This is a genomic window from Robinsoniella peoriensis (assembly GCF_000797495.1).
Lineage (GTDB): Bacteria > Bacillota > Clostridia > Lachnospirales > Lachnospiraceae > Robinsoniella > Robinsoniella peoriensis.
The window spans coordinates 309,405-335,283 of record NZ_JTGN01000003.1 but is presented as its reverse complement, the minus strand read 5'-3'; the positions used below and the strand labels follow the sequence as shown (position 1 = coordinate 335,283).

Sequence of the window (25,879 nt, the reverse complement as noted above, 5' to 3'; positions counted from 1 at the left end):
GAATCTATTGTCCTTTCCAGGATTTTGGTCTGCATAAGGTTTTGGGCAGCTTAGTATTCTCGTTACCCTGAGCGGCATTCACCTGGGCCTGGGTGAGAAAAAGACTTTCGCTCAGGTCTGCATTTCGAATATTTGTATCCCGCATATCCGCTCCCAGGAAATTCGTTCCGAACAAACTGCAGCCCTCCAAATTAGCCGCAATCAGCAGGGACATGCTAAGATCCTGTCCATCCAGATTAGCTTTTTTGAAATTTTTCCCCATATTATCGGACCTTCTGACTGTGTTTTTTCCGGGAGCAATGGAGTTGGCTGTAAGTTCTCCTGCTTTTTTCAATATAAGGTTAACCCTGGTACGGTATTCCTCAATATCAATCTGTAATATTTGATCAGACGGAAGTGCTGTCATGTTCTTGTATTCGGTAATCAGGGCATCGATATCTTCCGCCAGCTTTTCAGCCGGAATGACAGCAGCTGCTTCCGCCAGGTACCACACCATCTGATGCAGCTGCCAGACCGCCAGAAACACCTGGAAAATCTCAGATGCCGCTTCCGGACGCTGCTTCCATGACACGCCTCCATAAATATCACTGGTCACTTTCTGCCCTGCACCGAGACAGTCAAATGCCATGCATCCTTTCAGATTGTACTGCATCAGTTTTTTATGCACGGCACAGCTAAAATCTGACATAAGATTCGTACAGGGTTTCCCGGCTGGTTTATCATTTGGGAAACCCTCTGATTTTGAAAAATATAATGCGGTGCAGCAAAGCCCGCTGCATTTTCTACAGTCTATTTTCAGGCTCCGGACTAATTCTTTATATTTCGTTGATTTATGTAATGTTTGCATCTGTCTTCCTTTCCTGGCAAACCGCCATTACCATTGGCATTTCATAGATAGATACGCAAATCTGCATAATTTATATTTTACCCCATGAAATTATCATTGGCAACAAAAAAAGCAGCCAGGTGTACGGAACCGTTGCGGGCTGCACCTTAAAATTTACGATGTTCAGCTTAACCTGGAGCACCAGACGTATGAGCCCTCATACTATTTAGTTCCTTATGAAGTTGAACTGCCATAAATACGGTTATCAGGGCAGAGATAACATCAGAAACAGGTTGTGCATATAGAATTCCGTTCATTCCCCAAATAAATGTAAGTAACAATATGACTGGTATAAAGCAGATCCCCTGTCTGCAGGCTCCAAGGATAAATCCTTCTTTTGCTTTTCCAAGTGCAAGAAATAATGAGGAATAGACGGTGTAGAAGCCAAAAAGGAAGAAAGAAATTCCATAAGCCGCCAATGCTTTTTTACCGGTCTTGATCAGTTCCGTATCATTTTTTGTGAATTGTGAAATGATTTGCGTTGAGAATAATGAGATAATGAAACCAAAAATCACGCAGAATACGGTTGACCAAATTATGGTTGTCTTAATCGCTTCATATAAGCGGTCATATTTTCCAGCTCCATAGTTATAGCCTGCTATGGGTTGAAATCCTTTAATAAAACCAAACACCATCAGACTTCCCATGGAAACAATTCTAGTGACATCGCCCATACCTGCGATTACAGAGTCCCCATATCCGTTTATTTTTGCTATTCCGCTGATGAGGGCGATGGAAATACTTGTTAATAACTGAAAGATCAACGTTGGCACACCGATCTTAAATATTTCAGATAAAATTCCTTTAGCAAAATAGCAATCCTGAAATCTAAAACTGAAATTACTCTTTTTACTGAAAATATAGAACAAATAAACAACTGTAGATACTACCTGTGAAATAGCTGTTGCAATCGCGGCTCCGGCGATGCCCAAGTCCAGTGTATAGATAAATACCGGGTCTAAGATCACATTCAGTATAGCTCCAGCCAATAATGCAAACATCGTTGTTTTAGCAGAACCTTCGCTGGTTACAATGTTATTCATAGTGACATTGAATACATTAAATATAGATGAAATGATATAAATACTTGTATACGTCACCGCATAAGGCAAGATACTTTCTGTTGCCCCCAATAGTTTCAATATTGGGTTTAGAAAAATTATCGTACAGATGATAACTGCTGCGCCGGTAATCACGCTGCAGTACAGAGCGGTACTTGCAACTTTATTTGCAGTATCTTTATCACCGCGCCCTAATAACCTGGAAATATAGGATGCGGCTCCATTTCCAAACAGAAGCCCCAGCCCTACAATGACTTGCCCCAGCGGAAAAGCAACCGCTATTGCACCATTTTGCGCAGTTCCCAATCCCGCAACAAAATAAGCATCAACCAAATTGTATAGTGCATTCACCATCATACCGATCATGGTCGGCAGACCTAAAGCTAACAGCGCTTTTGGAATCGGCGCCTTTCCTAATAAATCTGTTTTCTTGTTTTCTTTACTCATCACAATCTCCTTCCTTATCCCGAAACCAGTTATAAAGTACAGTACTATAAATTATAGTACATAAGGTAACGATTATGATACTACTATAATTTATAGTAGTTGTCAATAAGGAATGGAGATATTTTTTTGGATGGTATATTATTGTAAGGAAATCTCATTGCCTGCTCCGAGTATTCCGCCAGTGCGGGTTTAAAATTGGCTCTTTTTATAATTGGCGAGTTTTATAATTGCTTTCTGACAGCTGTGTATCATACTTTGTGGGGAATTTGTTCCAAAAGCAGAAGGCGTTGCGGGCTACGCTGACTATTTTCGGGACAAATTCCACGTTTATGTTATCGTCTGTTCGGGAATACGATTTACAGAACAAAAATAACTGTATAACTCCATTGTTTCTTCTTCCTGCTCTGTTCCGACTGCATTATTACAGATATCATAGATGATCTTCTGCATGGTCTCATTTTGAAAATACTTAAACGGGACTCTGCCCCACTGATCAGGAAACGCTTCTCGCTTAAAATATCTCCAAAATGAAATTCTATTCTCATAAGGCAGAATCAATTTATATTTATGATGGAGTTTTATCTGTTGATCCTTACATTCTTTTCCCCAGAAATATTCATCTGCCATTGCTATTCCGATTATACATCTTTCATCTTCTCCACCATTTCCACAATCAGTCAGGATGACTGCTGAATTCGGCTGCACATTTGACGGTGTTCTTGGTCTGCCTTTCATTTCGCCGCTTAAAAAGCATCCCGTTTCAACATAATCCAAATTTGTAATTTCTTCCTCCAGAATATCATATGCCACTTGCGATTTTAAAGGAATTTTCATTGTATACATACGGTTACGGTACTTAATATCCCTTTCCATTCTTTGCTTTCCCGTTTCAATTACCCTTAAGCGTTCCTCATTTAACTTTTCAATTTTCGTTTGAATAGAGATGTTCTTTAACGTTAAATACTGTTCAAATGCTTCAGGAAACAGAAACAATTTCTCACTTTTTGCAAAGCAGACAGTAATTTTATTTTCAGAAAGCTCTGTTATCACACCTTTTCCATATTTCTTATGCTTTACTGCTTGACCTAATATATTCATTGAATTCCTCCCTAAAAAAAGAGCCTTTCCTGCACAACACTTAAGTGTCAACATTCCAAGCTCTTTTTGTTGTTCTCACATACGCCAAATAGTTATTCCTCCGGCTGTGCCTGAGTCTGCTGCTTTCTTTCACTTATGCGCAGCACAATCTCATCAGTATCTACCTGTAATTCAATTTTATCACTCATAAGTTCTGGAATATCCTTAACGGTAAGTATAACACCTGTTTTCAGTCCGTCAGCATCAATCGTGATTGTATCAATCATATCCCCTGGTAAAGAAGCATATGGAATTTCCATAAGCAATTTTTCCAACTGCCCTCCAAGTTTTTTATCATTTGCAAGAAGAATATGAATGACACTATTGACTTTTTCATCTGTTGTTAATGCCTGAAAGCTAATGTGCAAAATTTCATCATTTAATGGATTGAAAGATTTTTCCTTGATTTGTACCGGAATAATCTTTCCATCAAGATCCAGTGAAAGTTTGCTGCCTTCACGTTTCTGGCGAATCAATCTGCGCGCTGTCGTTTCTTCCAACTGAATGGAAAGTGACTCTGGCAGGGATTTACCAAACACGTTACCCGGAATCATACCGAGACGTCTCATTTTCTTTGCCTTTACAGTAAAATCACGCTTTTGAACACTAATGTTTTCCATTTTTTAATTCCTCCTGTATTTTGTGATTTATGTTTATTTGTTGCCTTAAAACATTACAATCGGTGAACCCCTGACAAGCCTATAAAAAAAAGAAGAGCTCTTCATACAACGCCGCTAAGCGTAATACCAAAAGCCCTTCTTTAAGACGGTTCTTTTTATTTTCAATTGATTGTAATGAATGCAGTATAACATAGAATTAAAAAAAAAGCAAATTGCAGAAATATATTACTAAACTACGTTCAACACATATGATCATTTATCATATAAATTTGTTAATTCACTGACATTGTTTCAATTAGTGATAATTTATTTTGATGCTTCAACATAGCCCCTGTCACTATAACTGTACATAAAACCACAAGGATACAATACACTGCGGCAATTCCAAACGGGAATTGATAATTCAAATAAGTCATAAGTCCATTTTTCAAGAATAAACAAAGGAGATTCCCAATACCTCCACCTATGAAAAGAGATAACACCAAGCCGATTGCTATGATAATCAATCCTTCATAGCGCACCATAGAAGCAAGCTGTTTTTGTGACATTCCAACCGAGCGCATAAGGGCAAATTCTTTTTGCCGGGTTATGATACCAGTCAGTATAGTATTAACTAAATTCATAACTGCAAAGCATCCAATCAAGGCAACTGCAACCATAAGCGCAAGTTTCATTCCCTGCAGGAAATTCTCATTTTGTGCAATCGCTGCAGACAGTGTTGTAATTTTAAGTTCTGGTGTCTCAGTCATAATCTGGTCTATTTCCATTTCGGCTTGTTGTTCTAACTGATTAGAAACACGAATTGTATACTGATACGTTGTATTGCAGGATGCAAGATTATTCATGGCATCCAAAGGTAACATGAAACTATCTATTTTATCTCCGTTATCCCCTATCTTGCTTTGATCAAGAATCATACCAATCTCAAAATCCATATTACGACAAATAGATCCATCAAATACTTTTAACGTAATAGTTTGCCCAACCTCTAAATGAATATTCAAATTCTTTTCCAAATCATCGGGTCTGCCAATAATAAGCTGGTTTTTCATAGCCATTTTATCATAATCCAACATGGTTCCCTCTGCAGCACAAGACTGTATCAACTCCATATCTTCACGATTAAAACTTACAATGGCAGCATCAGATTCCTCCGCCTCAAGTTCAGCAGATACCGGAAGATAATGATACTCAGTGATAGATTCCATTCCCGAAATACCGGATAAGGTAGCCTTTACACCATCTGTAAACGGATTTGATTCTTGAATTTTCTCTAACGACTGATTCAGCAATGTTTCATTGCTTATATTAATAATGAACTGCCCTCGTGGGAATCCTGACAGAGACATATCTTCTGCATTGATGGAGGAAAGAATCGAAGACACTCCCAGCAGCAATGTACCCGTAATAATCAATGACATAATCGTCAGAGCATTCTTCTTTCGGTTACTCGCTATCTGTTTTTTTGCTAACATGGCAGGTGAGATTTTCATTGGCCGAAATGTCTGATTTTCTTTTTCCACCTGTGTTCCAATATAACGATATGCATCTATAGGCGATACTGTTGCCGCTATCATAGCAGGTTTTCTAATGGAAAGTCTTACCGTTATATACACCAGGACAGCGACTAATGGACATACCCATAACAGACTACCAGGCTGAAATCCCTGTGGAATTAGTAAATAGGATAATACCCCTCCCGCCACGAGACCGATTGGAATGGATATTACAGATAGCGAAAATCCCTCACGAAACACCAGTTTCTTCACTTGCCTTCCAGTCATACCAATTGTCCGTAACTGCCCATACTCTTTAATCGAATTGATAATGGCAATATAAAAAATACAGTATATCACCAAAACGCCTGCCACAATAATAACAGCCAGTCCGGCGATTGCTGCCCCGACTAAAAAGATAGATGGTTTGGACAGATTGATATATGCCTCATTCATAGATGGCATTTTTTCAATACCTGCACTTTTTATAACTTTTTTAACTGATTCCTCAATATCTGCTTTGGAGTCAGCTGAACTTGTATTTACCCGAATCATAACCGAGGGAGGAAAGTTTTCCCACCCTTTCTGTGCAACATAATATTGTTCAGAAACAATGGCAGCGTATAAAGTTCGGTCCGTCCCTGCAGCTCCCGTTTTCAAATACCCGGAAATCACAAAATCCGTTTTTTCCTGTGTGCCGGGCATAGTAATGGAAATTGTATCACCTATCCCAGCATTTATCCCCAGATTATCCAGATAATCTTTTTCGATAAGTATTTCGTTTTCTGATTCTGGCATCTTTCCATCTGCCACAGCTAAGCCATTCACCGTGAGGGCATCTGAATTAGAATAAGAAACATTCAATCGACTGTTCTTTTCCTTACTGCTTCCCATAGCGGCGGAAAGACCAGACAGCCTCACTTGTTCATTTAATTGAATCTTCTCAAACTGTTTTTGACTAATGCCTGAAACAAGTGCGTGATAGGAACCCGTAATGCTATTTCCACCATTTCTGTTTACAGTTGCAATACCTGAAATCAAAAGTAATACCGTAGACATTAGCATGGTTGCTAAGGTAATTGCCGAGATAGAAATTCTTTTTTTCAGTTTATCATGCTTCAATTTAGCAAAAGCTATTTTATAAGTAATCGCACTTGTGTCATTTTCAAAAGGCCAAGTCATAGCCAGCCACCTCCTATTCTATGCTCTTGCCATCTTCGATTCGCACAATACGGTCTGCAAGCTGGGCAATCTCATTGTTATGGGTAATCATTACAATCGTTTGATTAAACTCTCCGCTGGTGCGCTTCAAAAGTCCTAGCACATCGGCGCTGGTTTTACTGTCAAGGTTCCCGGTTGGTTCGTCGGCAAGGACTATGGCAGGTTTGCTAATGAGTGCACGGGCAATTGCAACCCGCTGCTGTTGTCCTCCTGAAAGATTATTGGGCATATTCTTTAATTTATCCTCCAATGCCAGCATCCTTACAACCTCATCCATGAATTTCTGATCCACTGTATTGCCATCAAGCTCTACCGGCAGGACAATATTTTCATACACGTTTAAAATCGGCACCAGATTGTAGTTCTGGAAAATAAATCCAATATTGCGACGACGAAAAATTGTCAATGCTTCATCGTTCTTTTTGGCAAGTTCTTCCCCCCTGACAATTACACTGCCAGAAGAAGGTGTATCAAGCCCGCCCATCATGTTCAGCAGCGTAGATTTTCCACTTCCGGATGTTCCAACCACTGCTACAAATTCCCCCTGCTCCACGGAGAGATTCACACCATCCAGGGCACGGGTAATGTTTGGCTCCACTCCGTAATATTTTTTCAGATTAAAAGTTTGTAAAACACTCATATTCCAATACTCCTCACTTTCAATGTTCTTCAACTGTTGATGGGACTATTATAAGATTCAAATGTCACAGAAATGTCCGAGGTATAGACAACTTTTTCTAAAAATCAGTCTCGAATGTTACAAATCACGGACATTTCAAAAAAATAAAGCGGCAATCCTCCCAAAAGGGCTGATCACCGCTTCATCATTTGCATGGAAGAAAAACAGAAAAGATGGAACCTTTTCCAACCTCCGACGTAACTTTCATATAACCGCCCTGTCGTGTGATTATTTCACGGGCCAAATACAACCCAATACCAACACCTGGCTCATCGTGTACTGCTTCCTCCCGGTAAAAGCGCCGAAAAATGGATGCCTGATTACTCTCTGGAATCCCTTTGCCAGTATCAGCAATATCCAGCTTTACATACATTTCCCATTGTTCTACTGAAACACTGATCCTGCCACCGGCGGTAGTATATTTTACTGCGTTGTCCAGCAGATTGAAAAGAGCCTCCGTCGTCCATTTGCTGTCATGGGACAGGTGTAAATCCTCCGGACAGTTAACTGTCACAGAAATATTCTTTTTTTCAGCGCCATAGACAATACCACTCATAGCCTGCGCAAGTGTGGTATACAACATGCAATCGTTCTTTTCTAAATGAATAGCTCCTGTTTCCAACCGAGAGGTTTTTATAAGATACTGGAAGAGAAAATCTAATTTATCGGTTTGATTTTGGATACCTTGCAAAAAGTCTATTCGCTCCTGTTCTGTGACTGACTTTGTCAGTAACGTGTCAGTTACCATTCTAAGATTACTAACTGGCGTTTTTACCTGATGGGAAATGTCTGATACCAGTGTTTGAAGTTCCTGACGTTCCTGATCCACCTTGCGTCGATTTTCCCGCATAATATCATATAGCCGGGAAATCCGGTGAATAATGCAGGCAAAGAGTGTTTCGCTGTCAATAGCCTGCTCTGGCTTATCATTGCCGCTTATCATGCGGTCCAAAGTTTGGCACAGGTCGCCGGTAAACATGGATAAGCGTCTGCCAAAACAATATACCAGAAGGAACAGCCAGACAAGAGCACAAACCGTCAACATCACACCAGCCCAAAGCATAAGGGTGTTCTCAATAAGTATGTAAAAGAACACGCTAATTATTAGCATGGAGCATATTGCACCTGCTCCAATGAGCAGACACATATTTTTGACTGAAAGACATTTCTGCTTCATTTCCGTTCACCCCCAGTCCATTGATACCCCATTCCATAAACCGTTTTAATGTAGGTGTCTCCCTCTGCTTCGATTTTCCCTCGTATGCGGCTAATAGCAGTTGTCAGGGTGTGTTCGTCCACATAATTATCCTCTGCGTCCCATAACTTTTCTAGCAGTTGACCACGGGTAAGTACCTGGTTGGGATTTTTACAAAATAAGTTCAACATCTTAAATTCCATTGAAGAAATCGTCAGCATTTTTCCATTCAGATTGGCAGTCAACTCCGAAAAATCAAGAAACAATCTGCCATCATTGTAAATATCTTTTGCTGGTTTGTGGTGTTCCAACATTGCAAACATTGCATTGATTTTTCTCTGTAAGGCACCAATGGAAAATGGTTTTGTAATATAGTCCACTGCTCCCACCTCATAGCCCCGTATCTGGTCGCTTTCCTGATCGTTGGCAGTCAGAAATATGACCATCGTATCCGGATGTTCCGGTTTAATTAAGTGACAAACATCATATCCGTTGCCATCCGGCAGATTGATATCCAGCAGCACCAGTTCAAATGACTTTGTGTTCAGTTCTTCAGCGGCTGTATGTGCGTTTAATGCTGTGGTAACATCATATCCATCCGATGTCAGATTGTAGGCCAGCGTTTTATTCAAAAGTGTGTCGTCCTCGACAATTAAAATCTGTTTCATATCGTCATTTCCTCGCTTCAAATTTTGTATTTAGTATAACAGGCAAATGTCCTTAAAATGTTACAGTTGGCATTCAATAAATAATATTATATTTTGCTACACGGATTAAAGCAAGTTATAGAATTCAAAGAAGCCAGGTGACACAAGCAAAAAAAACCTTACCAACTTTCAATCATTTTTGAAAATCAGTAAGGTTTTTCTATGTCATATTGAAATAAATTTTACTCATTTAGTGAGATCCAATGTTGCCAAATCTTTGCCGCAGCTTAAATAAATTTGTTTGGAATCCGCTTAAACGCTGGGTTCTTTAGCACTTACATCATTCCCATTCAATCGTAGCAGTAGGCTTTGGACTCATATCATAACAAACACGGTTTACATTCTTCACTTCTTTTAATATTCTGTCCGTGATTTTCAGTAATACCGGCCAGTCTACCTGTTCAATGGTGGCACTCATGGCATCTATGGTATTAACCGCACGAATGATAACCGGATATTCAAAGGATCTTGCATTATCTCTTACACCAACTGATTTGAAATCAGGAACAACCGTAAAATACTGCCATACAGTCTTGTCAAGACCAGCTATTTCGAATTCTTCCCGCAGGATTGCATCCGATTCCCGTACCGCTTCCAGACGCTCTCTGGTAATTGCGCCAAGACATCTTACGCCTAATCCGGGTCCCGGGAAAGGCTGACGGAATACCATGCCATCCGGCAGTCCCAGTTCCAAACCACAGGCTCTTACTTCGTCTTTAAATAACTGCTTTAACGGCTCTACCAAACCAAATTTCATATCTTCAGGAAGACCGCCTACATTGTGATGGGATTTGACCATCTTCGCTGTCTTCGTGCCGCTTTCCACTATATCCGGGTAAATTGTTCCCTGACCTAAGAAGTCAATTCCCTTAAGTTTACGTGCTTCCTCTTCAAATACGCGGATGAACTCTGAACCGATAATCTTTCTTTTCTGCTCGGGATCACTTACATTTTCCAGCTTCTTCAGGAAACGTTCGCTGGCATCAACATAAACCAGATTTGCATTCAGCTGATTTTTGAATACTTCTACTACACTTTCCGATTCGCCCTTACGCATGAGGCCATGATTTACATGTACGCAGACCAACTGGTCTCCGATTGCCTTTAATAATAAAGCTGCAACTACAGAACTGTCTACTCCGCCGGATAATGCAAGGAGTACTTTCTTATCACCAACCTGGCGTTTTACCAGTTCGATCTGATCTTCTACGAAATTTTTCATATTCCAGTTTGCTTCCGCATGACAGGTGTCAAATACGAATGGTTTCAGTCCTTCTTTTAATAGATCTTCGTCCTCAGGCCACTCATTCAGGGACACTTCACATTTAGCCAATTCATGCCCTGCTGCCATAACAGGATATCCTGCTTCATAGATTTCCGGTAGTACATCAATACGAACGCCGTCTACAATATGGTTTGGTCCGCCATTTATAATAATTCCCTTTACATTTGGCAAAGCCTTGAGTTCCGCCTGAGTAATATCATGGGGATAAATCTCACTATATACCCCAAGGTCACGAATCGCCCTGGCTAACACCGTATTTTCCGTACTGCCTAAATCTAAAATTACAATCATGTCTTGCTTCATTATTGTTCCTCCTCCGTATGTGTATAGAAATATCTTAGCTGTAAAATGATTTTGTGTCAATACACGTTTTCCCGTTTACGGAGTTATTTGCAAACCTCATGCTGCAAAATGAGCTGATAGAAATATGACTATTGGGTAATTCCAGTCTCTACAGTTGTGTGATAAACTGCTTTTTCATCTAAAATCTGTTTGAAATTATCCTCTGTTTTATGCCCTTTAATCTCATCCATGTACTCTATATAATCACATAAATAGATATCTATTTTAGAAATATCCACTCCGCGTACTGCATAGTCCGTAACATAACCGCTGTTTCCATAAGGAAGCATTTTTCCATTGGCATCCAGTACTACCGGGAATGTGTCTGCAGTTTTTGTGGAACCTTCATTTAACTGATTGACCTTTAATTCAAATGGGGTAATTTCCACGGATGCAATTCCTACACCATTCTCATTTTCAGTATTAATTTCAATCATCTTTGTTCTGCTTCTGTCCACGTTAATATCCAGATCAAAATTCCAGGAGCCATTCCACCAGATATTTTCATGATCATTAGGGAACTGGTTCCAGTCAGCCGGCTGCTGCTTCATGACATTTTTCCACTCTTCATCCGACATAGCTTCCAGTTCATCCCCTGTATAACCGGAATCCCATACATCCGGGTTAGCCTTGTATGCAATAATCTTCTGAATATCCAGATTTAACTTGAAATTGTCAGGAACATCCAGATTCTGAACATCCAGCTGAATGTCTTCTTTCATTGGATCCCTGCCTTCTGCTTCCGCTGCCTGATATGCAGTATTATATTCCTGAAGTGCTTCATCCGATACTACCTTGGATGCCTGTTTGTAGTCTATACGGATGATACCTGCATATGTATAATCATCAACAAACTTGCCTTCCAGATAATAAAGCTGATCCTGTGATTTATCATTGAAACTATATTTTTCACTAGTTAAAAAGCCTATGTTCGGCTGGTTATTCTCACTGTCTGTAAAGATTTCAGAAACCGGAAAAGCTTTCTCGCTGGTTAGTTCAAGCGTCATATAAAGTGCCTGGTCATTGCAGTATAATTCCGATAAAGTCATGGTAACTCCATCTACCGTCTGTGAATAACTGGCTGGTTTGGTAAGCTCTGTTTCTTTCTTTGCATCTGCCTGATCCGCTGCTGCCCCATTTTCATCGGGGGAAACAGCTGTCCCATCCGGAGTCTCCTGGTCTTTTTCTCCTAATGTTTCCGCTACTGAGCTAAAATCTCCGGGATAACTATAGTTCTCCTGAATCTGTTCAAATATATGCCCAATAATCGGCAACTGGCTTGCCATAACAGGGTTGGCCATACCAAATACAAAGAATGCTGCAAATACCGCAGCAGCACTGCCCGCTGCCACCAGGATCTTTTTCCGAATCCCTCTTGTATCTCTTGCCTGACTTTTACTGCTGCTTTTTATTGTCTGAAATGCGTCATCTGCCTTATTTTTTACTACTTTGGGTATCTTGATCTCTTCGTTTAATTTATCCTTAAATTCTTGTTCCTGTCGGTTCATGCAATTGACCTCCTTGTTTTAAATACTCTGTGGAAAATAATTTTCTTCCCCTTGCCAGTCTCGTTTGTACCGTCTTTTCATTCATATCCAGTATTACTGCTATCTCTCTGGTATTAAAACCTTCCAGGTAATATAGCAAAAGAACAATCCGGTACTTTTCATCCATATCCTTGATTAGTTCATTCCACTCCATGTTGCTGTACTCCTGATCCCACACCGGAATTTCCGGCACCTCATCTGTAAGTAACATTCCTTTTTTCTTTCGTAAAATATCTTTGCATTTGTTGATTAAAATACGAGTCATCCATGTTTTAAAATATTTATTCTGTTTCAAATCTCCTATTTTTTCAAAACAGCTTAATATGGTATCCTGTATGGCATCCGCCACATCTTCATCATTTTTCAGATATGCTTTTGCCACTTTGTACATATTCTGCATATTCTGTTCCATTAGCTCAACAAATGCATCCGGATCCTTCCTGCGTGCTTTTTTAATTAAAACATCCAACGTCTTACCTCCCCGCTTAGATTGGCCAATCTTTAATGTCTTACAATCATTAGACGAAACGCTCCAGCAAAACCCTTCAAATAATTTAAATTATTTTATCATATTGCAAAAAAAGCTGCCATACCCTAACATCAGGTACAACAGCTTTCTTTTGAGCACTTTACCACTCACTGATTATTCACTTCCATCTTACCACCATTCCATCCATGGCAAATGCCTTCTCCAGACTTTCCCCATCTCTTCCCTCAATGATTTTTTCTTTCATTGCCTGCCTGACAGCCGTTCTTGAAATATCCAGCTTTCCGGCAATCAGCTTATCCAGCCGGATTCTGATATGATAAGGATTCCGAATGACAATCCGACTCATTTCAGCCTCTTCAGCATCCGTCAGTATCCTTTCCCGGATATGATATGCCCCATCCTCCATACAGATCTCAGCTTTTTCCCTCTTTAAGATATTACTGTTAAAACTGTATTCCAGAGCCAGTTGTGGATCGTTTGCTAAGAATCCTTCATATTCTTCTCTTGGGATTTTCTTTGGGGAAATCCGCTCATATATTGTTATGTTATATGTGGTCTTGCATTTACTGCACTGATAGATCAGCCATACATCTACCCGGTTTCCATTTGCATTAACCCGGAAACTGCCGGTATTGATGTAGTTTGACTTGCATCCGCATTTGGAACAATTCCTTATAATCTGTGGACTGACGTCCGGTATAATCTCCCATTCACAGTTTCTTATATCAGAACATGTTTGAAAATTGCTTTCTGTTAAATAGCCCATATGCATCTCCTTTGTGTAAATTTCTTACTTTCGGATTTGCAAAAGCTATATCATCATATTTGTTTTATCATGCAATAGCTTTTGCTATGCATTGTAATTGGGTTCCATCATAAAATCATTCCTCTCTTATTATATGATCTGATTTTACTACAACAGATCCCTGGGTTAACACCTTAAACTTTTTTATTAAAAGATTATGAGCCGGGATATAAGAGTCGGACACGATCAAGGAGCAGGCCGCTTGGACCTGCTCCTTTTCCTGGTTGATTTAGAATTTTACTCTTTTACTTGCTGAATAAGAGCTGTAGATCTTTTTATTCCCTGCCTTATGGTATGCTCTTATTCTAAACCGGTAGCTTCTTCCTTTCTTCAGTCCTGATTTGGTGTAAGATAATGTCTTGGCTGACTTTGATGCGATCTTCTTATAATCTCCGTTATTTGTCTTCATATAGATTACAAATCCATCCGTACCTGACTTTTTATTCCATTTTATTTCTGCTTTGCCTTTTCCGGCTTTCCCGGCGTGGGTCAGGCGTGGTTTTGCAGGCGCCGTCGAGGTCTTCAATACAGAAGAATAGGAACTGTACTTCTTTTCTTTTCCAAGCTGGCTGTAAGCTTTTACCTTGTATTTATAATCTGTGCCTGATTTTAATCCGGTGTTCACATAGCTGGTGGATTTTGTGGTTTTTACTTTACTCCACTTCTTTGTCTTGCTGTCATAACGGTATAAAATATAACCGGTTGCATTGGATGATTTTTTCCAGCTGATCCGGATACTGCCGGACTTATTCCGGGAAGCTTTTACTGCCGTTGGTTTTCCAGGCTTTTTCAGTGTGAGTCTGATCCACTGGGCATAAACGGTTGTATTTGCCTTCAGGCTGCATACCTGTCCTGCCTGTATCTGCGTTCCGCCTGATACTGCGGTAAACCATCCCTTAAAGGAATAGCCTGATTTTGTTGGAACCGGAAGTGTTCCATAAACGGTTCCCTGTGTGACTGTCATGGATGCCGGACTTACTTTTCCGCCGCGTGCATCAAATGACAGCTGATAGGTTGCCGGTTTCGGCTCTTCTTTTTTCTGCCACTGTGCCGTAAATGTGATGTTTCTATCTGGCATTGTATACCGGGTATTTGCCTGATAAACCTTTGCTCCGTCGGACCATCCGATAAACAGATATCCATCCTTTGTAAATGTATTCTCCGGCAAAGTAATCTTCCCCTGTGCTTCTGCCTGAATTGCTGCCGGAGCTGTTCCTGCTGCTCCCGCACCGCCGGTAAATACTGCCGTATACTTCTTAGGAACTGGTGCTTCTTCCCTGCTGATATAAAATGCTGCCGCCGCTGAACTTGTCTTATCATTAACACTGGCTGTTACCGTAACTTTCACGGTTCCTGCACCGGAAACTGTCAGTATATCCCCTTTTATGCTTCCAATACCCTCTTTATCTTCGGTAATTGCATAGGTGTAGGTGATACTCTGATCTGCATGTCCCGGCATCTGACAGTCTCCCGTAAGGACTGCTTCTGCCTTCAGCCCGATCTGTCTGCTTGATTCAGGATAAGGTATCGTAACATTCTGATTTTCAAAAACCGGTGTACGAAGTTCACAGGTGCATCCATTTACCGTAACCGTACAGCTGTCTGTTTTTCCACTAGTGGATGTTGCTGTGATCACAGCTTTCCCCGGCGCTGCTGCCGTTACCTTGCCGTTTGCCGATACTTCTGCAATTTCCGGACGGCTGGATGACCAGGTGATCTGGTCGTTTGATTCCTTACCGTCATTTGTAGTTACGTCCGCGTACAGCCTTCTGCCCTCTCCGACTTCCAGACTGAGCGTTTTCAGACTTACCACGACCTGATCTGCCGGAACTGCTTTTTCCAGTCCTTTTACTGCTGATTTTAATGCCTGCAGCTGCTGGAACACCTCCAGTTGTTCTGTCTCCTGTGCATCCAGGACTTCCTGTGCGCGGTCAATGGCATCTGACAATTTCTTATAAGAAGCCTGAGCGTACTCATCTCCTTTGATTGCTTTCGCTTCTGCAATCTTTTTCTCAAGAACAGATTTATCGGTTACCTGGGAGGGATCCTCCTGGCTGACCAGTTTAGCTCCTGACCACTGGGAATGTCCGCTTCCGATATTGCCGTCTTTTGCAATTGCTTCTAATTTTAAGGTTTTTGCTCCGGAAATGTCAACGGAAGCAAATCCCATCGGAGATGTGGACTGTAATGCTTTATCACTGGTGTGTATAACCGTCCCATCTACAGTTATCTTAAAGGTAACTGCTGCTATCGCCGGTTTACTTGCATCAATTCCATAATAAGTTTCAAATTTCTTATAATTATGACCTTCCGGAAGATTAAAAATCAATGTGGAAGTACAATGTGCTCCGTATCCTTTGTTAAAGGATACTCTGTTTCCATTCTCGTCCAGTAAAGACATGGTGCCGCCATCCTGGTTGGTATCTACCTTGATCTTGTCACCGGTTCCTTCCCAGTAACCGACGGAAGAGTTCACTTTATCTAAATAATCATGGTCAGACAGATAATCCGTTTTATCATAACTGCCTTCTTCTGTAACGGAAACCGGAACTACAATGGTAGAAACATTTTTCCCGTCTGATACATTCACCATCATCCGGCTTGTTCCTTTATTAGAGCCATACAGTGAAACAACACCATCTGATAATTCTGCAATTATAAATGAATCCGGCTCTGATACAATTTTTGTAATAACAATTGCATCTCCGTCCTGGTCTTCTGCTATATCTTCTGCAGTGAAAGTCCTGCCTTTCAGGCTGTTCACTTCCTGATTTGGTACGGGATCTTTTGCAGCCGGCGCCTGATTCACCGTTTCACCCGGTTCTGCTTTTTTTACGGTGATATTACAGTCCGCATTTCCTGATTTGTCATTCAACTGAACGGCAACGTTTATTCGAACTGTTCCTTCAGCCGATACTTTTAATTTACTGCCGGTTATAACAGCGCCTGTCTCTCCCCCATCCGCAACGGTGTAGGTATAAACAGGACGGAAAGCATGGCCTTCTTTTGCACAGGTACTTTCTTTTATGGAGCCTGTTAGATCTACCGTATATTCCTCTGTTTTCGCAGGAATTATTATTTCTTTTGGTGATAATCCAATCTCTTCTATTTTGCAGGTACATTCCGGTGTTCCATCCGGTGCAAACTTAAATTCACTTTCTAATGGAAGCATACAGAGTGCATTCCCGATTTCACTTTCTGCATCTGCCGCAGCTACACCAACATTTGTAACCGTCAGGCCTGTGGTAATCTGGGTATCTCCTGTATACCGGAATATAAATTGTTTTGTAGTATTTCCGGATACATAAGCAGCCTCTTTCTCTGCTCCATCCAAATTAAACTTCAGAACCGGATTTCCGGACTTAATCATATAGGAATCGAAATCCACGGTAAAATCAATCTGATTATCACTTATTTCCATCGCTACGTTTTCAATTACCGGCTCCTTCATCGGCACCGTCAAATCCGCTTTGATCCATTCCACATTGAAGCTGGTGAAATCCATCGATGGCTGGTCACCTTCATAAAATAAGCCGATATCTCCATTTGGAAGTACGGACAGACAGGAATAAGCATAACTTCCGCTCTTAACCAACTGACTGTATTTCCACTCAAATGACTTATTCTCCGGATTATAAAGTCCGATTCTTACCGTACCATTGTTTCTTGCAGGGCCATCCGGATTTGCTAAAATAATGGCTTCTTTGCCGTCAATCAATTCCGGATAATGAGTTGCTGTTAACTGGCAGTATACCTCTGTAACATTTGTATCCCTGATGGGCGCTCCCCAGGTAGTTCCGGAGTCATTGCTCACGGAATATTTCAGACTTCCTGAGTTATTCCTGCAGAACTGAATTAATGTACCGTCATTCATCTCCACGATCTGTGACTCTGTCAGGATGATACCACCATCATTCATTGTGGAAAGATCTGTTCCTTCTGCCTCAAGAGGTGACTTCTCGGTACGCTTCCATGTTACACCATAATCATCACTGTAAATACAGGTGGATGCCTGGGCAGATGTCCAGTTCTGGTTAGCCACATAGATGGGGACAATCAGACGTCCCGCATGCTCTCCTTTTTTCACCTGAATCCCAACTCCGGGGCCTGTTCCGCAGAACAGCATCCAGTCTTCTTTGATCATCGGTGTTAAATCCACCGGTTTTGACCAGGTTTCACCATCATCATCGCTATAGGTACTCCAGATTCTCATATTGCGGACTACCTTTAATTCACCCGCATTGGATCCGGTATAGAGGAAGATGTTGCCTGCAGGCTTATCATCCTTATATAATTCGCCGGTACTGAAATCCGGTACCCGGTAATCCGTTGGTCTTGCATCAGCCTCTGTTTTTCCTTCCAGCCATACTTCCCCGTGCTCACGGATGGTATAGGTTTTCGTATAATTATGAGTTGTATTTAAAACGCTTTCATAGTCTCTCAAGATACAATATGATTTGTCGCCAACCTGTTTATATCCAGATCCTTTTTCCAAAAGAGAAGTATCCATTGCTGCTTTGGATTCCGGGAACATATCTACCATCAGGAAGACTCTGCCGTTCACCTCGTCCTCAACCATAGCTGCATCTATGGTTAAAGAATGCTGCTGCTGTCCCGGAGGCAGATTTATGATTGTCTGCCCTTCTGTCCAGTTCTTTCCATTATCAAAGCTTCTTCTCACAGCGGTATCAATATTTCCCTGATCCCCGCCGCCGCTCTGGCGTTTATCAATTGCAGCCAGTACAACTCCGTTCTTTGTGGTCACTAAGCTTGGGATACGATAATAGACAGATCCCTGGTATCCACCATAGAACAACGGCTGATCTTCTGATTTGAATGCATCTTCTGGAAGCTCTGCTTCTTTTTCTTCTCTCAGTGTCACTTTATGGATATCTGTTATCTGCTCTTCCGTTAACAGGTCCGATCTCACTTCGATATAGCTGATACTGCCTGTGAAAGGATACTGATTGCCTCCGCCGGAACGCTGCGTTCTACCAAGGTCAACGGTATTTACGCCCTGGCTGCTGCTGACAAATCCTGTATTTGTGTTATTAATTACCCTTTCACCGTCAAAATAAACAGATGTACCAGTTGAAGAAAATGCATAAGTTACCGTATGCCATTCATCTCTTGTCATATTGCTTACGCCAGCTGATGCGGTATTTACATTGGTACCGTTATTGCGGACTTCGTATCCCACCGTGCCATCATTTACATAGACATGGGTATGTGTGGCATTTTGCGTATTATTTGATACACTGAACAGACTCATAAGACCTGTTTCGGCCTTTTTATACCGAACCGTTATGGTTCCCTGGGTCAGACCTTTCAGCTTATCAAGTGTTCCGGTGTAATCTACCGGACGGGCTGGAACGCCGTTTACAATTTTTACCTCTGATTTCTGAAACAGAACAGCCGGGTCCTGCCCTTCTTTTTTAACTGAGTATACGGCTGTCTTTTCTGCCGATGCCACCGTTCCGGGAATCAGTGCATTTACCCGTACTTTGATTGTTCCAGCCTTGCTGACCGTCAGTTTATTCTGTCTGATCGTGCCGATATTCTGCAGATCCTCTGCTTTTTCAAATACATAAGTGATATTTTTGCTGCTGTGGCCTTCTGCTTTACAATCACCGGTAATTTCCGCAGCTGCCTCTAAGCTGATTTCAATACTGTCTTTATCCTGTGGAATTACAAGCTCTCTGTCTGCAAACACCAGATTGCTGATCCCACAGGAACACTCCGGGTCACCTTCCATTTTCAGGCTGGCCGTAAAAGTAATTTGTTTCTTGTTCATAGCATCTGTGCCTGTTACCATTGCAGAATAAGGTATGAAATCCTTAGGAACACGAATCTTTATATGCTCATCTGCACGGTATTCACTTGTTTTGGAAACAATAACTCCATTTACATCTGTTATGCTTACCGTTACATCCCGGATGCCATTTTCATATGCCGCGAGTGGTGCCGGATCAAAAGAAACTTCTTTCTTAGTTTCGTCAAAAGTTACCTCTGCAGCTAATTCAGAATTATCTGCCCAGTCACTGAATTTATAAGAATAATTAGACATCACTGAATCGTTCTTATAAAGTCCCGTTTCTTTTAATATCTGCTGGAACATTGCCATATTGCCCCGTCCGTTTGGATGTACATTGTCTACTAACCATCCATTGCTTCCGGTGTTCAGGAAATCATTTCTGACATTTTCTCCATACTCAATCCAGTTCTTCATATGGTCAATAACAGTAATCTTAAGTCCCGCTATTTCCGTCTTCATATCCTGTTCTACATCATATATGGCATTAAAGTAGTCTTTATAATTTTTCCTGGGATCATCCGGGTTCATGTCACATGGAACTCTTAAAACGATATAGCTGTCCGGATTTTTCTGATAAATATCCCGCACCAGTTCTTTATAATTATTCTTAAATTCTTCTACGGTAAATCCGGTGCCCGAAGAACCTGCCACTTCCCCTCTGGAAGACGCATCATTTGTTCCAAGCATCACCATTACCACATCCGGTTGGAACTGATTCAGCCTTCTGTCAATCTGATCCAGTGTCGTAGATACCGTTGCATTAGAAACACCCGTATTGATTACTACATCCTGTGCCCTGCCCTGCTCTCTTAAATATTTTTCAAACAGTTCAGGAACATTATCATAGCCATTTGTCAGGACTCCATGGGTAATACTATCCCCCATAAACAGATAAGTTACAGGACTCTGGCTGTTCATAAGATTTGTCATATCTTCAATTTGATTCACATTCCCGTCTTTATGAGCCAAAGCCTGAGCCTGTCCATTTTGAGCAGCCGTAAACTTTATGTCCTTTAACTGGCGTTTCCGGTTTCCTTCATCGGAAGTCATACGAAGTACATACTCGGTTCCCGCTTTCAGTCCGGTAATCGTGAACGGCGCAGTTACCTGTTTCTTAGAAATTACCTGACCTTCATAAGACAGCTCGTAATTCCAGTTCAGATCTGAATATCCTTCCGGTGAATTTACCTGAAGCTGATCTGCCGTTACCTGCACAACAGGGGATGCATCTACTTTTAATAACGTAGGATTAACCGGTAAGTTAAATCCTGTATAAGCAGTTGTATGCCCAATACCAAGAGTTGTCTTAATTATATTTGCTATCTCCTGATGTCCCAGGGCAGTGAGATAATTCCCCGGATCCAGATAGGAAGCATCCAGACCTGTGATATCTGCTACCAGGGTATCTTTTACTGCTGCTTCTTCTTTAATTGCTGCCGTATAGATACTGATCAGGGCATTGTCATCCTCCGAAAGCGAGGGTGCTGGGGTAATGATAAATGGGATTCTCTGATCCTCATAAAGCCTGTCAAGCAGTGCCCTGAGATTTGTCCGGAACTCCTCTATACCAGCTTCCCCTTTTTCATAATCACTGCGGTCTACCATGATACCAACGGCTTTCGGTGCATACTGGTCAATGAACTTCTCATAATCCGCATTTACATCCGCGATAGTAAGTCCTGCCTGCGCCGTATTAAATACAAAACGGGAACGTTCTACGTAAGTTCCGCCCGCACGCAGATTATCTTCAAAGAATCCCACATAATTCTTAACTGGACCAATCTCATCAAACTTGGAAACTGCCGTATCCGATCCGGTCATTAACCATGTATTTGCCGTTCCAGCTGCCTGCATAACGCTGAAATCATTCAAATCAGGAGCCTGCTGCGTCATTTCCTTTAATTGATTAACGGTAAAGCTTTGATCTGTTACAGTTACAAAATCAATTTTCCCATTAAAATTTCCCAGGGAATCAAATGCAGCTGCATTATAGATTCCGCCTCCAATGCCAAAATTCACATATGGCAGCTGGTTATTATTTATATTCTTATTAAATCCGGGATTCCAGCCGCTCCACCATGCGCTTGGGTAAAAGTTGTCACTTCCATCAACAACAATATAAGCATCCTCCGCCTGTCCCGAATGGAAGCTGACAGCGATGGTATGCCATTTATTATCCTTTAAGTTCACGGAATTTGTTAATAATCTTGCTTTCAGCCCATTGCTCTTGTCATTTCGAAAATAAGCCCGCAGCTCTCCGGCATTATTTACTCCAAAAACCATATTATAGCCGTCATCTGCGCCGGAACTTCCTGCTCCGAAGATTACACCGCTCGTGTTGGTCTTGAATTTAAAAATAATACTTCCACCGATATCATTTGTTCTTAGATTATTCAACACCTTCAGGTAAGGAGAGTCTGCTCCGCCATATTCCTCAGATGTATAGTCAACGGCACCTGCCGCTGTACCGTCAAAAGTTCTGCCGCTCAGATTCAGATCAACTGCACGGGCATCTGCATTGCTTCCTTCAGCAAAATCTGTCTGTGCCTGTTTTCTCACATCCTCTAATAAATTTCCCGTCGTCTCTAACGGGGCTGCTAACACTTTAGCTTCTGTCTGAACTTCTGTTTCTGCTACAACTTCAGATTCTGTCTGAACATTCGATTCTGTCTGAACATTTGAATCTGCTGCCTCTTCCGTCTGAGCCTCAGATTCTGTCTCAGCTGCATAAGGTTCCGTTACAGACTCATTCTGAACTTCAGAATTTGTCTGCAGCTGTGATTCCTGCAAAGCTTCTAAATGTTCCTGAGCTTCTGTCTCTGTCTGACCTTCCGATTGAACCTGAATGTCATTCTGGTTATCAGCCCCCGCCTGAACCGGAAGGTATGCCGTCTGAAACACCATACAAAAACATAACATTATGGATAAAAATCTGGATATTCTTTTCTTCATGCCGCCCTTGTTTCCTCTCTTCATCATACATTCCTCATCTTTCTTCATTGATCAACCCTACCGAACTCAGCTGCGGTGATTTCTCAATGCTCCCTCCTCCCCTGGCAAATCTTTTTCAAGTCCCTCTCACCAATACTTACCTAATCTCCTTTTACGAATCCGGATGTGGACGATGCATACATTATATCAAAAATTATTTCTTTTTTAAACACATATTTGGAAGAATATTTCTTTTTCAGTAGTTGTAAACAATTTCTTATGCATTTATTGATAAATTTTTCTTCCATTTTGTCTATTTTGTATAAGAACTACACAAAAATTTAGAGTATTCCCTTATTTCAGATGGATTGTTACAGACAAATAATGTATGAAAAAGTATGTGTAAGCGTTTTTCCAATAAAAATAGCATAGGGAACCAATGCAGTTTTACATGCTCCATTGATTTCCTATGCTATATTTTTATTTAAAGATGAGGAAATTGATAATTACTTTGGAATTGCAATCGTGCTGAAACGTCTGAATATTTTCTGCAATGGTTTTCAAGTTGTCGGAGAGGCGAACAACGGAAAAACCGCTCTGGAGGAGATAAGTGCACTTTGCCCGGATATAGCCATAATCGACATCAATATGCCTGGATATAATGGACTGGAACTGATCAGCCTGCTGTTGGAACGGGGAATTGACTGCAACTACATCATTTTAACCGGTTATAATGAATTTAAATATGCCCAACAGGCAGTCCGACTGGGAGTCTCTGATTACATCCTAAAACCCATAGACTATACACTGCTGCTGACAACCTTAAACGAACTGAAAGAGGACATTCTGTATGCTACCTCCCTACATCGTAAAATTAATGACCTGGAAACAGAAAAGAAGGAACTCCTGCTGGAACAATATTACAATGATCTGGTTAATTGTAATCTCAGCAGCCACGGTTCCATTTATTATGACAAAACAATTCTCTCAGAAGATGCTTTTGCTCCGCAAATGCCGGCGCTCCCTCTCATTGCGTCACATCCTTTTACAATAAGAAAAACCACATAAGTAAATTGCTGAACATTTACCAATGTGGTTCCACGCTAATAATTTTTTTTATGTGATTTTATCACAGAACTTCCTCTGCACTCATGATATAGTACTATCAAACACTTGAATGGAGGAACAATATGGTTAAGCGAAAAGCACAAGTCAACCAAAATGATTGCGTAGCCTGCGGGGCATGCCAGAAGGTCTGTCCGAAATCCGCACTGTCAATCCATAGAGGCTGCTATGCTCTGGTAGACGAGAATTTATGTGTTGGATGTGGACTATGCACAAAAGTCTGCCCCACAAATGCGATCGATGTCATTAAGACGGAGGTAACCTTATGAAGCAAAAACGCTGGTACGATTATCTTTGGCTATGGTCCATCATTTTCTTTATCCTGGGTTTTTTCAATATTCTTTTTGCCTGGCTTGGTATGATTGAATTTGTATTACCTCTGGCAATATCCTTATTTGCCAAAAACAAGGCCTTTTGTAATTCATTTTGCGGCAGAGGGCAGCTGTTGAACCTATTAGGCAGTAAATTCAAATTGTCCAGAAATAAACCCACCCCAAAATGGATCTATTCCAAATGGTTTCGTTACGGTTTCCTAATCTTTTTTTTTGTGATGTTCATACAGATGGTATTTTCAACCTATCTGGTATTTTCAGGGGCAACCAGCCTGAATACAGTTATTAAATTGCTATGGACCATCAAAGTACCCTGGCATTGGGCCTACACCGCTAATCTTGCATCTCCCTGGATCGCCCAGTTTGCATTTGGCTTCTATAGCATTATGTTGACATCAACTATCCTCGGCATTGTCGTAATGCTTTTATACCGCCCCCGTACCTGGTGCTCATTTTGCCCCATGGGAACAATGACCCAGATGATATGTAAAGCGCATAACCATAAGGAACAGTAAAGAAGCGCCTTATTTATAAAAGCCTCAGTGTGGCTCGCACTGAGGCTTTTGGCTTGTCTTGTACCTTTACATATTTGATTTAATATATCTTATATGGATATTAATGTTAGCGGCTAGACTTCTAATCACTTCGGTTGTTAGTTTTAATACGTTCTATATTACTATTAATCACCGTTAATTTATCCCCGTATTTATCCCGGAAGCCCGTTTCAATACATCCTATATTACTATTAATCAAAAAATATAGTCATAACCAGCTCGTAAATGCATAGTTTCAATACATCCTATATTACTATTAATCTATTCTGATAATAGTCCAGACCTTCCTTGATGGTCGTTTCAATACATCCTATATTACTATTAATCAGCAGGAGAACCAGTATGCCCAGTATCAGTTGGGAAGTTTCAATACATCCTATATTACTATTAATCAGCAGGAGAACCAGTATGCCCAGTATCAGTTGGGAAGTTTCAATACATCCTATATTACTATTAATCTTTTTCTTCTCATGATAAATAGTCTCCTTTACAGTGTTTCAATACATCCTATATTACTATTAATCGTAACTGCATGTGTTTCAATATTCACACCACGTGGTTTCAATACATCCTATATTACTATTAATCCTCTGGTGTAGCCGCTAAAAGCACAATTATCTTTGTTTCAATACATCCTATATTACTATTAATCAAATAAGCTCTTGTAACGCAGCATCGCTTGTGCTCGTTTCAATACATCCTATATTACTATTAATCTAATTCCAGTGCATTCATTTTTCGAAGCATTGACGGGTTTCAATACATCCTATATTACTATTAATCGTTCCGTCTGCTACTTCCTTTAATGGGATTGCATCGTTTCAATACATCCTATATTACTATTAATCAACTAATGTCTATCGGTAACGCAACGCAATACCCGTTTCAATACATCCTATATTACTATTAATCAACACCACATTCTTTTACAGCATACGATAATTCAGTTTCAATACATCCTATATTACTATTAATCGGTGTATGGGAAGGAATAAAAGGATGGTTTACTGGGTTTCAATACATCCTATATTACTATTAATCCAACGCATTTCCGCCATTCTTCCCCTTAACTATACCCCACATCCCCCATAAAATCAACCCTTTCCACATATTTTCCCAGGCGCCAATAATTTCCATCCATTATCCTTCACATCTCTGTTTTTTCCTATATCTACAGTCGTTTTCAGACTTTCCTTATTTAGGT

17 protein-coding genes and 1 CRISPR repeat array are annotated in these 25,879 nt (G+C 40.8%); of the genes, 3 read left to right on the top strand and 14 right to left on the bottom strand.

All coding sequences use genetic code 11. From position 1 onward, the window contains the following. Positions 1-4: 4 nt before the first annotated feature. The 14 genes from QR40_RS07945 to QR40_RS07885 all read right to left on the bottom strand — a co-directional run bounded on the left by QR40_RS07945 (position 5) and on the right by QR40_RS07885 (position 22,733). Positions 5-847 carry a pentapeptide repeat-containing protein gene (locus QR40_RS07945; RefSeq protein WP_044294252.1) on the bottom strand — a complete coding sequence of 281 codons (843 nt, stop codon included), beginning with the start codon at positions 845-847 and terminating at the stop codon, positions 5-7. Between the two features lie 167 nt (positions 848-1,014). Further along, entirely contained in the window at positions 1,015-2,394 is a 1,380-nt protein-coding gene (locus QR40_RS07940) for an MATE family efflux transporter (protein ID WP_044294251.1), read from the bottom strand. Between the two features lie 205 nt (positions 2,395-2,599). Continuing rightward, entirely contained in the window at positions 2,600-2,719 is a 120-nt protein-coding gene (locus tag QR40_RS33555) for a DUF6783 domain-containing protein (protein WP_394910438.1), read from the bottom strand. Between the two features lie 2 nt (positions 2,720-2,721). After that, the gene (locus QR40_RS07935; RefSeq protein ID WP_027293228.1) at positions 2,722-3,492 is read right to left on the bottom strand and encodes a hypothetical protein; all 771 of its coding nucleotides are present in this window, start codon (positions 3,490-3,492) and stop codon (positions 2,722-2,724) included. Between the two features lie 92 nt (positions 3,493-3,584). Then, positions 3,585-4,151, bottom strand: coding sequence for a 5S rRNA E-loop-binding protein (locus QR40_RS07930; RefSeq protein WP_027293227.1), 567 nt, complete (start codon positions 4,149-4,151; stop codon positions 3,585-3,587). 272 nt (positions 4,152-4,423) lie between these two features. After that, positions 4,424-6,829: an ABC transporter permease gene (locus tag QR40_RS07925; protein WP_044294250.1), complete on the bottom strand. Its 2,406-nt coding sequence runs from the start codon at positions 6,827-6,829 to the stop codon at positions 4,424-4,426. Between the two features lie 13 nt (positions 6,830-6,842). After that, positions 6,843-7,508 carry an ABC transporter ATP-binding protein gene (locus tag QR40_RS07920; protein ID WP_044294249.1) on the bottom strand — a complete coding sequence of 222 codons (666 nt, stop codon included), beginning with the start codon at positions 7,506-7,508 and terminating at the stop codon, positions 6,843-6,845. 184 nt (positions 7,509-7,692) lie between these two features. Continuing rightward, the gene (locus QR40_RS07915) at positions 7,693-8,724 is read right to left on the bottom strand and encodes a sensor histidine kinase (protein WP_044294248.1); all 1,032 of its coding nucleotides are present in this window, start codon (positions 8,722-8,724) and stop codon (positions 7,693-7,695) included. Continuing rightward, positions 8,721-9,410 (bottom strand): response regulator transcription factor, encoded by a 690-nt coding sequence (locus QR40_RS07910; protein WP_044294247.1) that lies wholly within the window; start codon positions 9,408-9,410, stop codon positions 8,721-8,723. Before QR40_RS07910 ends, QR40_RS07915 begins: the two co-directional genes overlap by 4 nt. 319 nt (positions 9,411-9,729) lie before the next feature. Next, positions 9,730-11,037, bottom strand: coding sequence for a glutamine-hydrolyzing GMP synthase (guaA, locus tag QR40_RS07905; RefSeq protein ID WP_044294246.1), 1,308 nt, complete (start codon positions 11,035-11,037; stop codon positions 9,730-9,732). A gap of 128 nt (positions 11,038-11,165) precedes the next feature. After that, entirely contained in the window at positions 11,166-12,584 is a 1,419-nt protein-coding gene (locus tag QR40_RS07900) for a DUF4179 domain-containing protein (RefSeq protein ID WP_044294245.1), read from the bottom strand. Further along, complete coding sequence (locus QR40_RS07895; RefSeq protein WP_081820182.1) at positions 12,559-13,092, bottom strand: RNA polymerase sigma factor; 534 nt, start codon at positions 13,090-13,092, stop codon at positions 12,559-12,561. The genes QR40_RS07900 and QR40_RS07895 overlap by 26 nt, the downstream gene beginning before the upstream one ends. Before the next feature lie 178 nt (positions 13,093-13,270). Continuing rightward, positions 13,271-13,879, bottom strand: a complete 609-nt coding sequence (locus tag QR40_RS07890; protein WP_044294244.1) for a DUF1062 domain-containing protein — start codon at positions 13,877-13,879, stop codon at positions 13,271-13,273. 268 nt (positions 13,880-14,147) lie between these two features. Beyond that, entirely contained in the window at positions 14,148-22,733 is an 8,586-nt protein-coding gene (locus QR40_RS07885) for a GDSL-type esterase/lipase family protein (RefSeq protein ID WP_081998820.1), read from the bottom strand. Between the two features lie 390 nt (positions 22,734-23,123). Between QR40_RS07885 and QR40_RS29640 the strand changes: the two genes are divergently transcribed. The 3 genes from QR40_RS29640 (at position 23,124) to QR40_RS07870 (ending at position 24,636) form a co-directional block, all read left to right on the top strand. Then, positions 23,124-23,732 (top strand): response regulator, encoded by a 609-nt coding sequence (locus QR40_RS29640; RefSeq protein ID WP_052430745.1) that lies wholly within the window; start codon positions 23,124-23,126, stop codon positions 23,730-23,732. A 122-nt stretch (positions 23,733-23,854) separates the two neighbouring features. Continuing rightward, entirely contained in the window at positions 23,855-24,058 is a 204-nt protein-coding gene (locus QR40_RS07875) for a 4Fe-4S binding protein (RefSeq protein ID WP_044294242.1), read from the top strand. After that, on the top strand, positions 24,055-24,636 hold the full coding sequence (locus QR40_RS07870; RefSeq protein ID WP_044294241.1) for a 4Fe-4S binding protein: 582 nt from the start codon (positions 24,055-24,057) through the stop codon (positions 24,634-24,636). The genes QR40_RS07875 and QR40_RS07870 overlap by 4 nt, the downstream gene beginning before the upstream one ends. Before the next feature lie 140 nt (positions 24,637-24,776). Then, positions 24,777-25,716: direct repeats of the CRISPR family, unit length 30 nt; unit sequence GTTTCAATACATCCTATATTACTATTAATC. Between the last annotated feature and the right edge of the window lie 163 nt (positions 25,717-25,879).

Bases quoted from the DNA above. Each gene is read 5' to 3' on its own strand.
- QR40_RS07890 (WP_044294244.1), bottom strand. From the start codon at position 13,879: ATGGGCTATTTAACAGAAAGCAATTTTCAAACATGTTCTGATATAAGA.
- guaA (WP_044294246.1), bottom strand. From the start codon at position 11,037: ATGAAGCAAGACATGATTGTAATTTTAGATTTAGGCAGTACGGAAAAT.
- QR40_RS07875 (WP_044294242.1), top strand. From the start codon at position 23,855: ATGGTTAAGCGAAAAGCACAAGTCAACCAAAATGATTGCGTAGCCTGC.
- QR40_RS07870 (WP_044294241.1), top strand. From the start codon at position 24,055: ATGAAGCAAAAACGCTGGTACGATTATCTTTGGCTATGGTCCATCATT.
- QR40_RS07940 (WP_044294251.1), bottom strand. From the start codon at position 2,394: ATGAGTAAAGAAAACAAGAAAACAGATTTATTAGGAAAGGCGCCGATT.
- QR40_RS07910 (WP_044294247.1), bottom strand. From the start codon at position 9,410: ATGAAACAGATTTTAATTGTCGAGGACGACACACTTTTGAATAAAACG.
- QR40_RS07925 (WP_044294250.1), bottom strand. From the start codon at position 6,829: ATGACTTGGCCTTTTGAAAATGACACAAGTGCGATTACTTATAAAATA.
- QR40_RS07935 (WP_027293228.1), bottom strand. From the start codon at position 3,492: ATGAATATATTAGGTCAAGCAGTAAAGCATAAGAAATATGGAAAAGGT.
- QR40_RS07915 (WP_044294248.1), bottom strand. From the start codon at position 8,724: ATGAAGCAGAAATGTCTTTCAGTCAAAAATATGTGTCTGCTCATTGGA.
- QR40_RS07930 (WP_027293227.1), bottom strand. From the start codon at position 4,151: ATGGAAAACATTAGTGTTCAAAAGCGTGATTTTACTGTAAAGGCAAAG.
- QR40_RS07920 (WP_044294249.1), bottom strand. From the start codon at position 7,508: ATGAGTGTTTTACAAACTTTTAATCTGAAAAAATATTACGGAGTGGAG.
- QR40_RS07885 (WP_081998820.1), bottom strand. From the start codon at position 22,733: ATGAAGAAAGATGAGGAATGTATGATGAAGAGAGGAAACAAGGGCGGC.
- QR40_RS07900 (WP_044294245.1), bottom strand. From the start codon at position 12,584: ATGAACCGACAGGAACAAGAATTTAAGGATAAATTAAACGAAGAGATC.
- QR40_RS07945 (WP_044294252.1), bottom strand. From the start codon at position 847: ATGCAAACATTACATAAATCAACGAAATATAAAGAATTAGTCCGGAGC.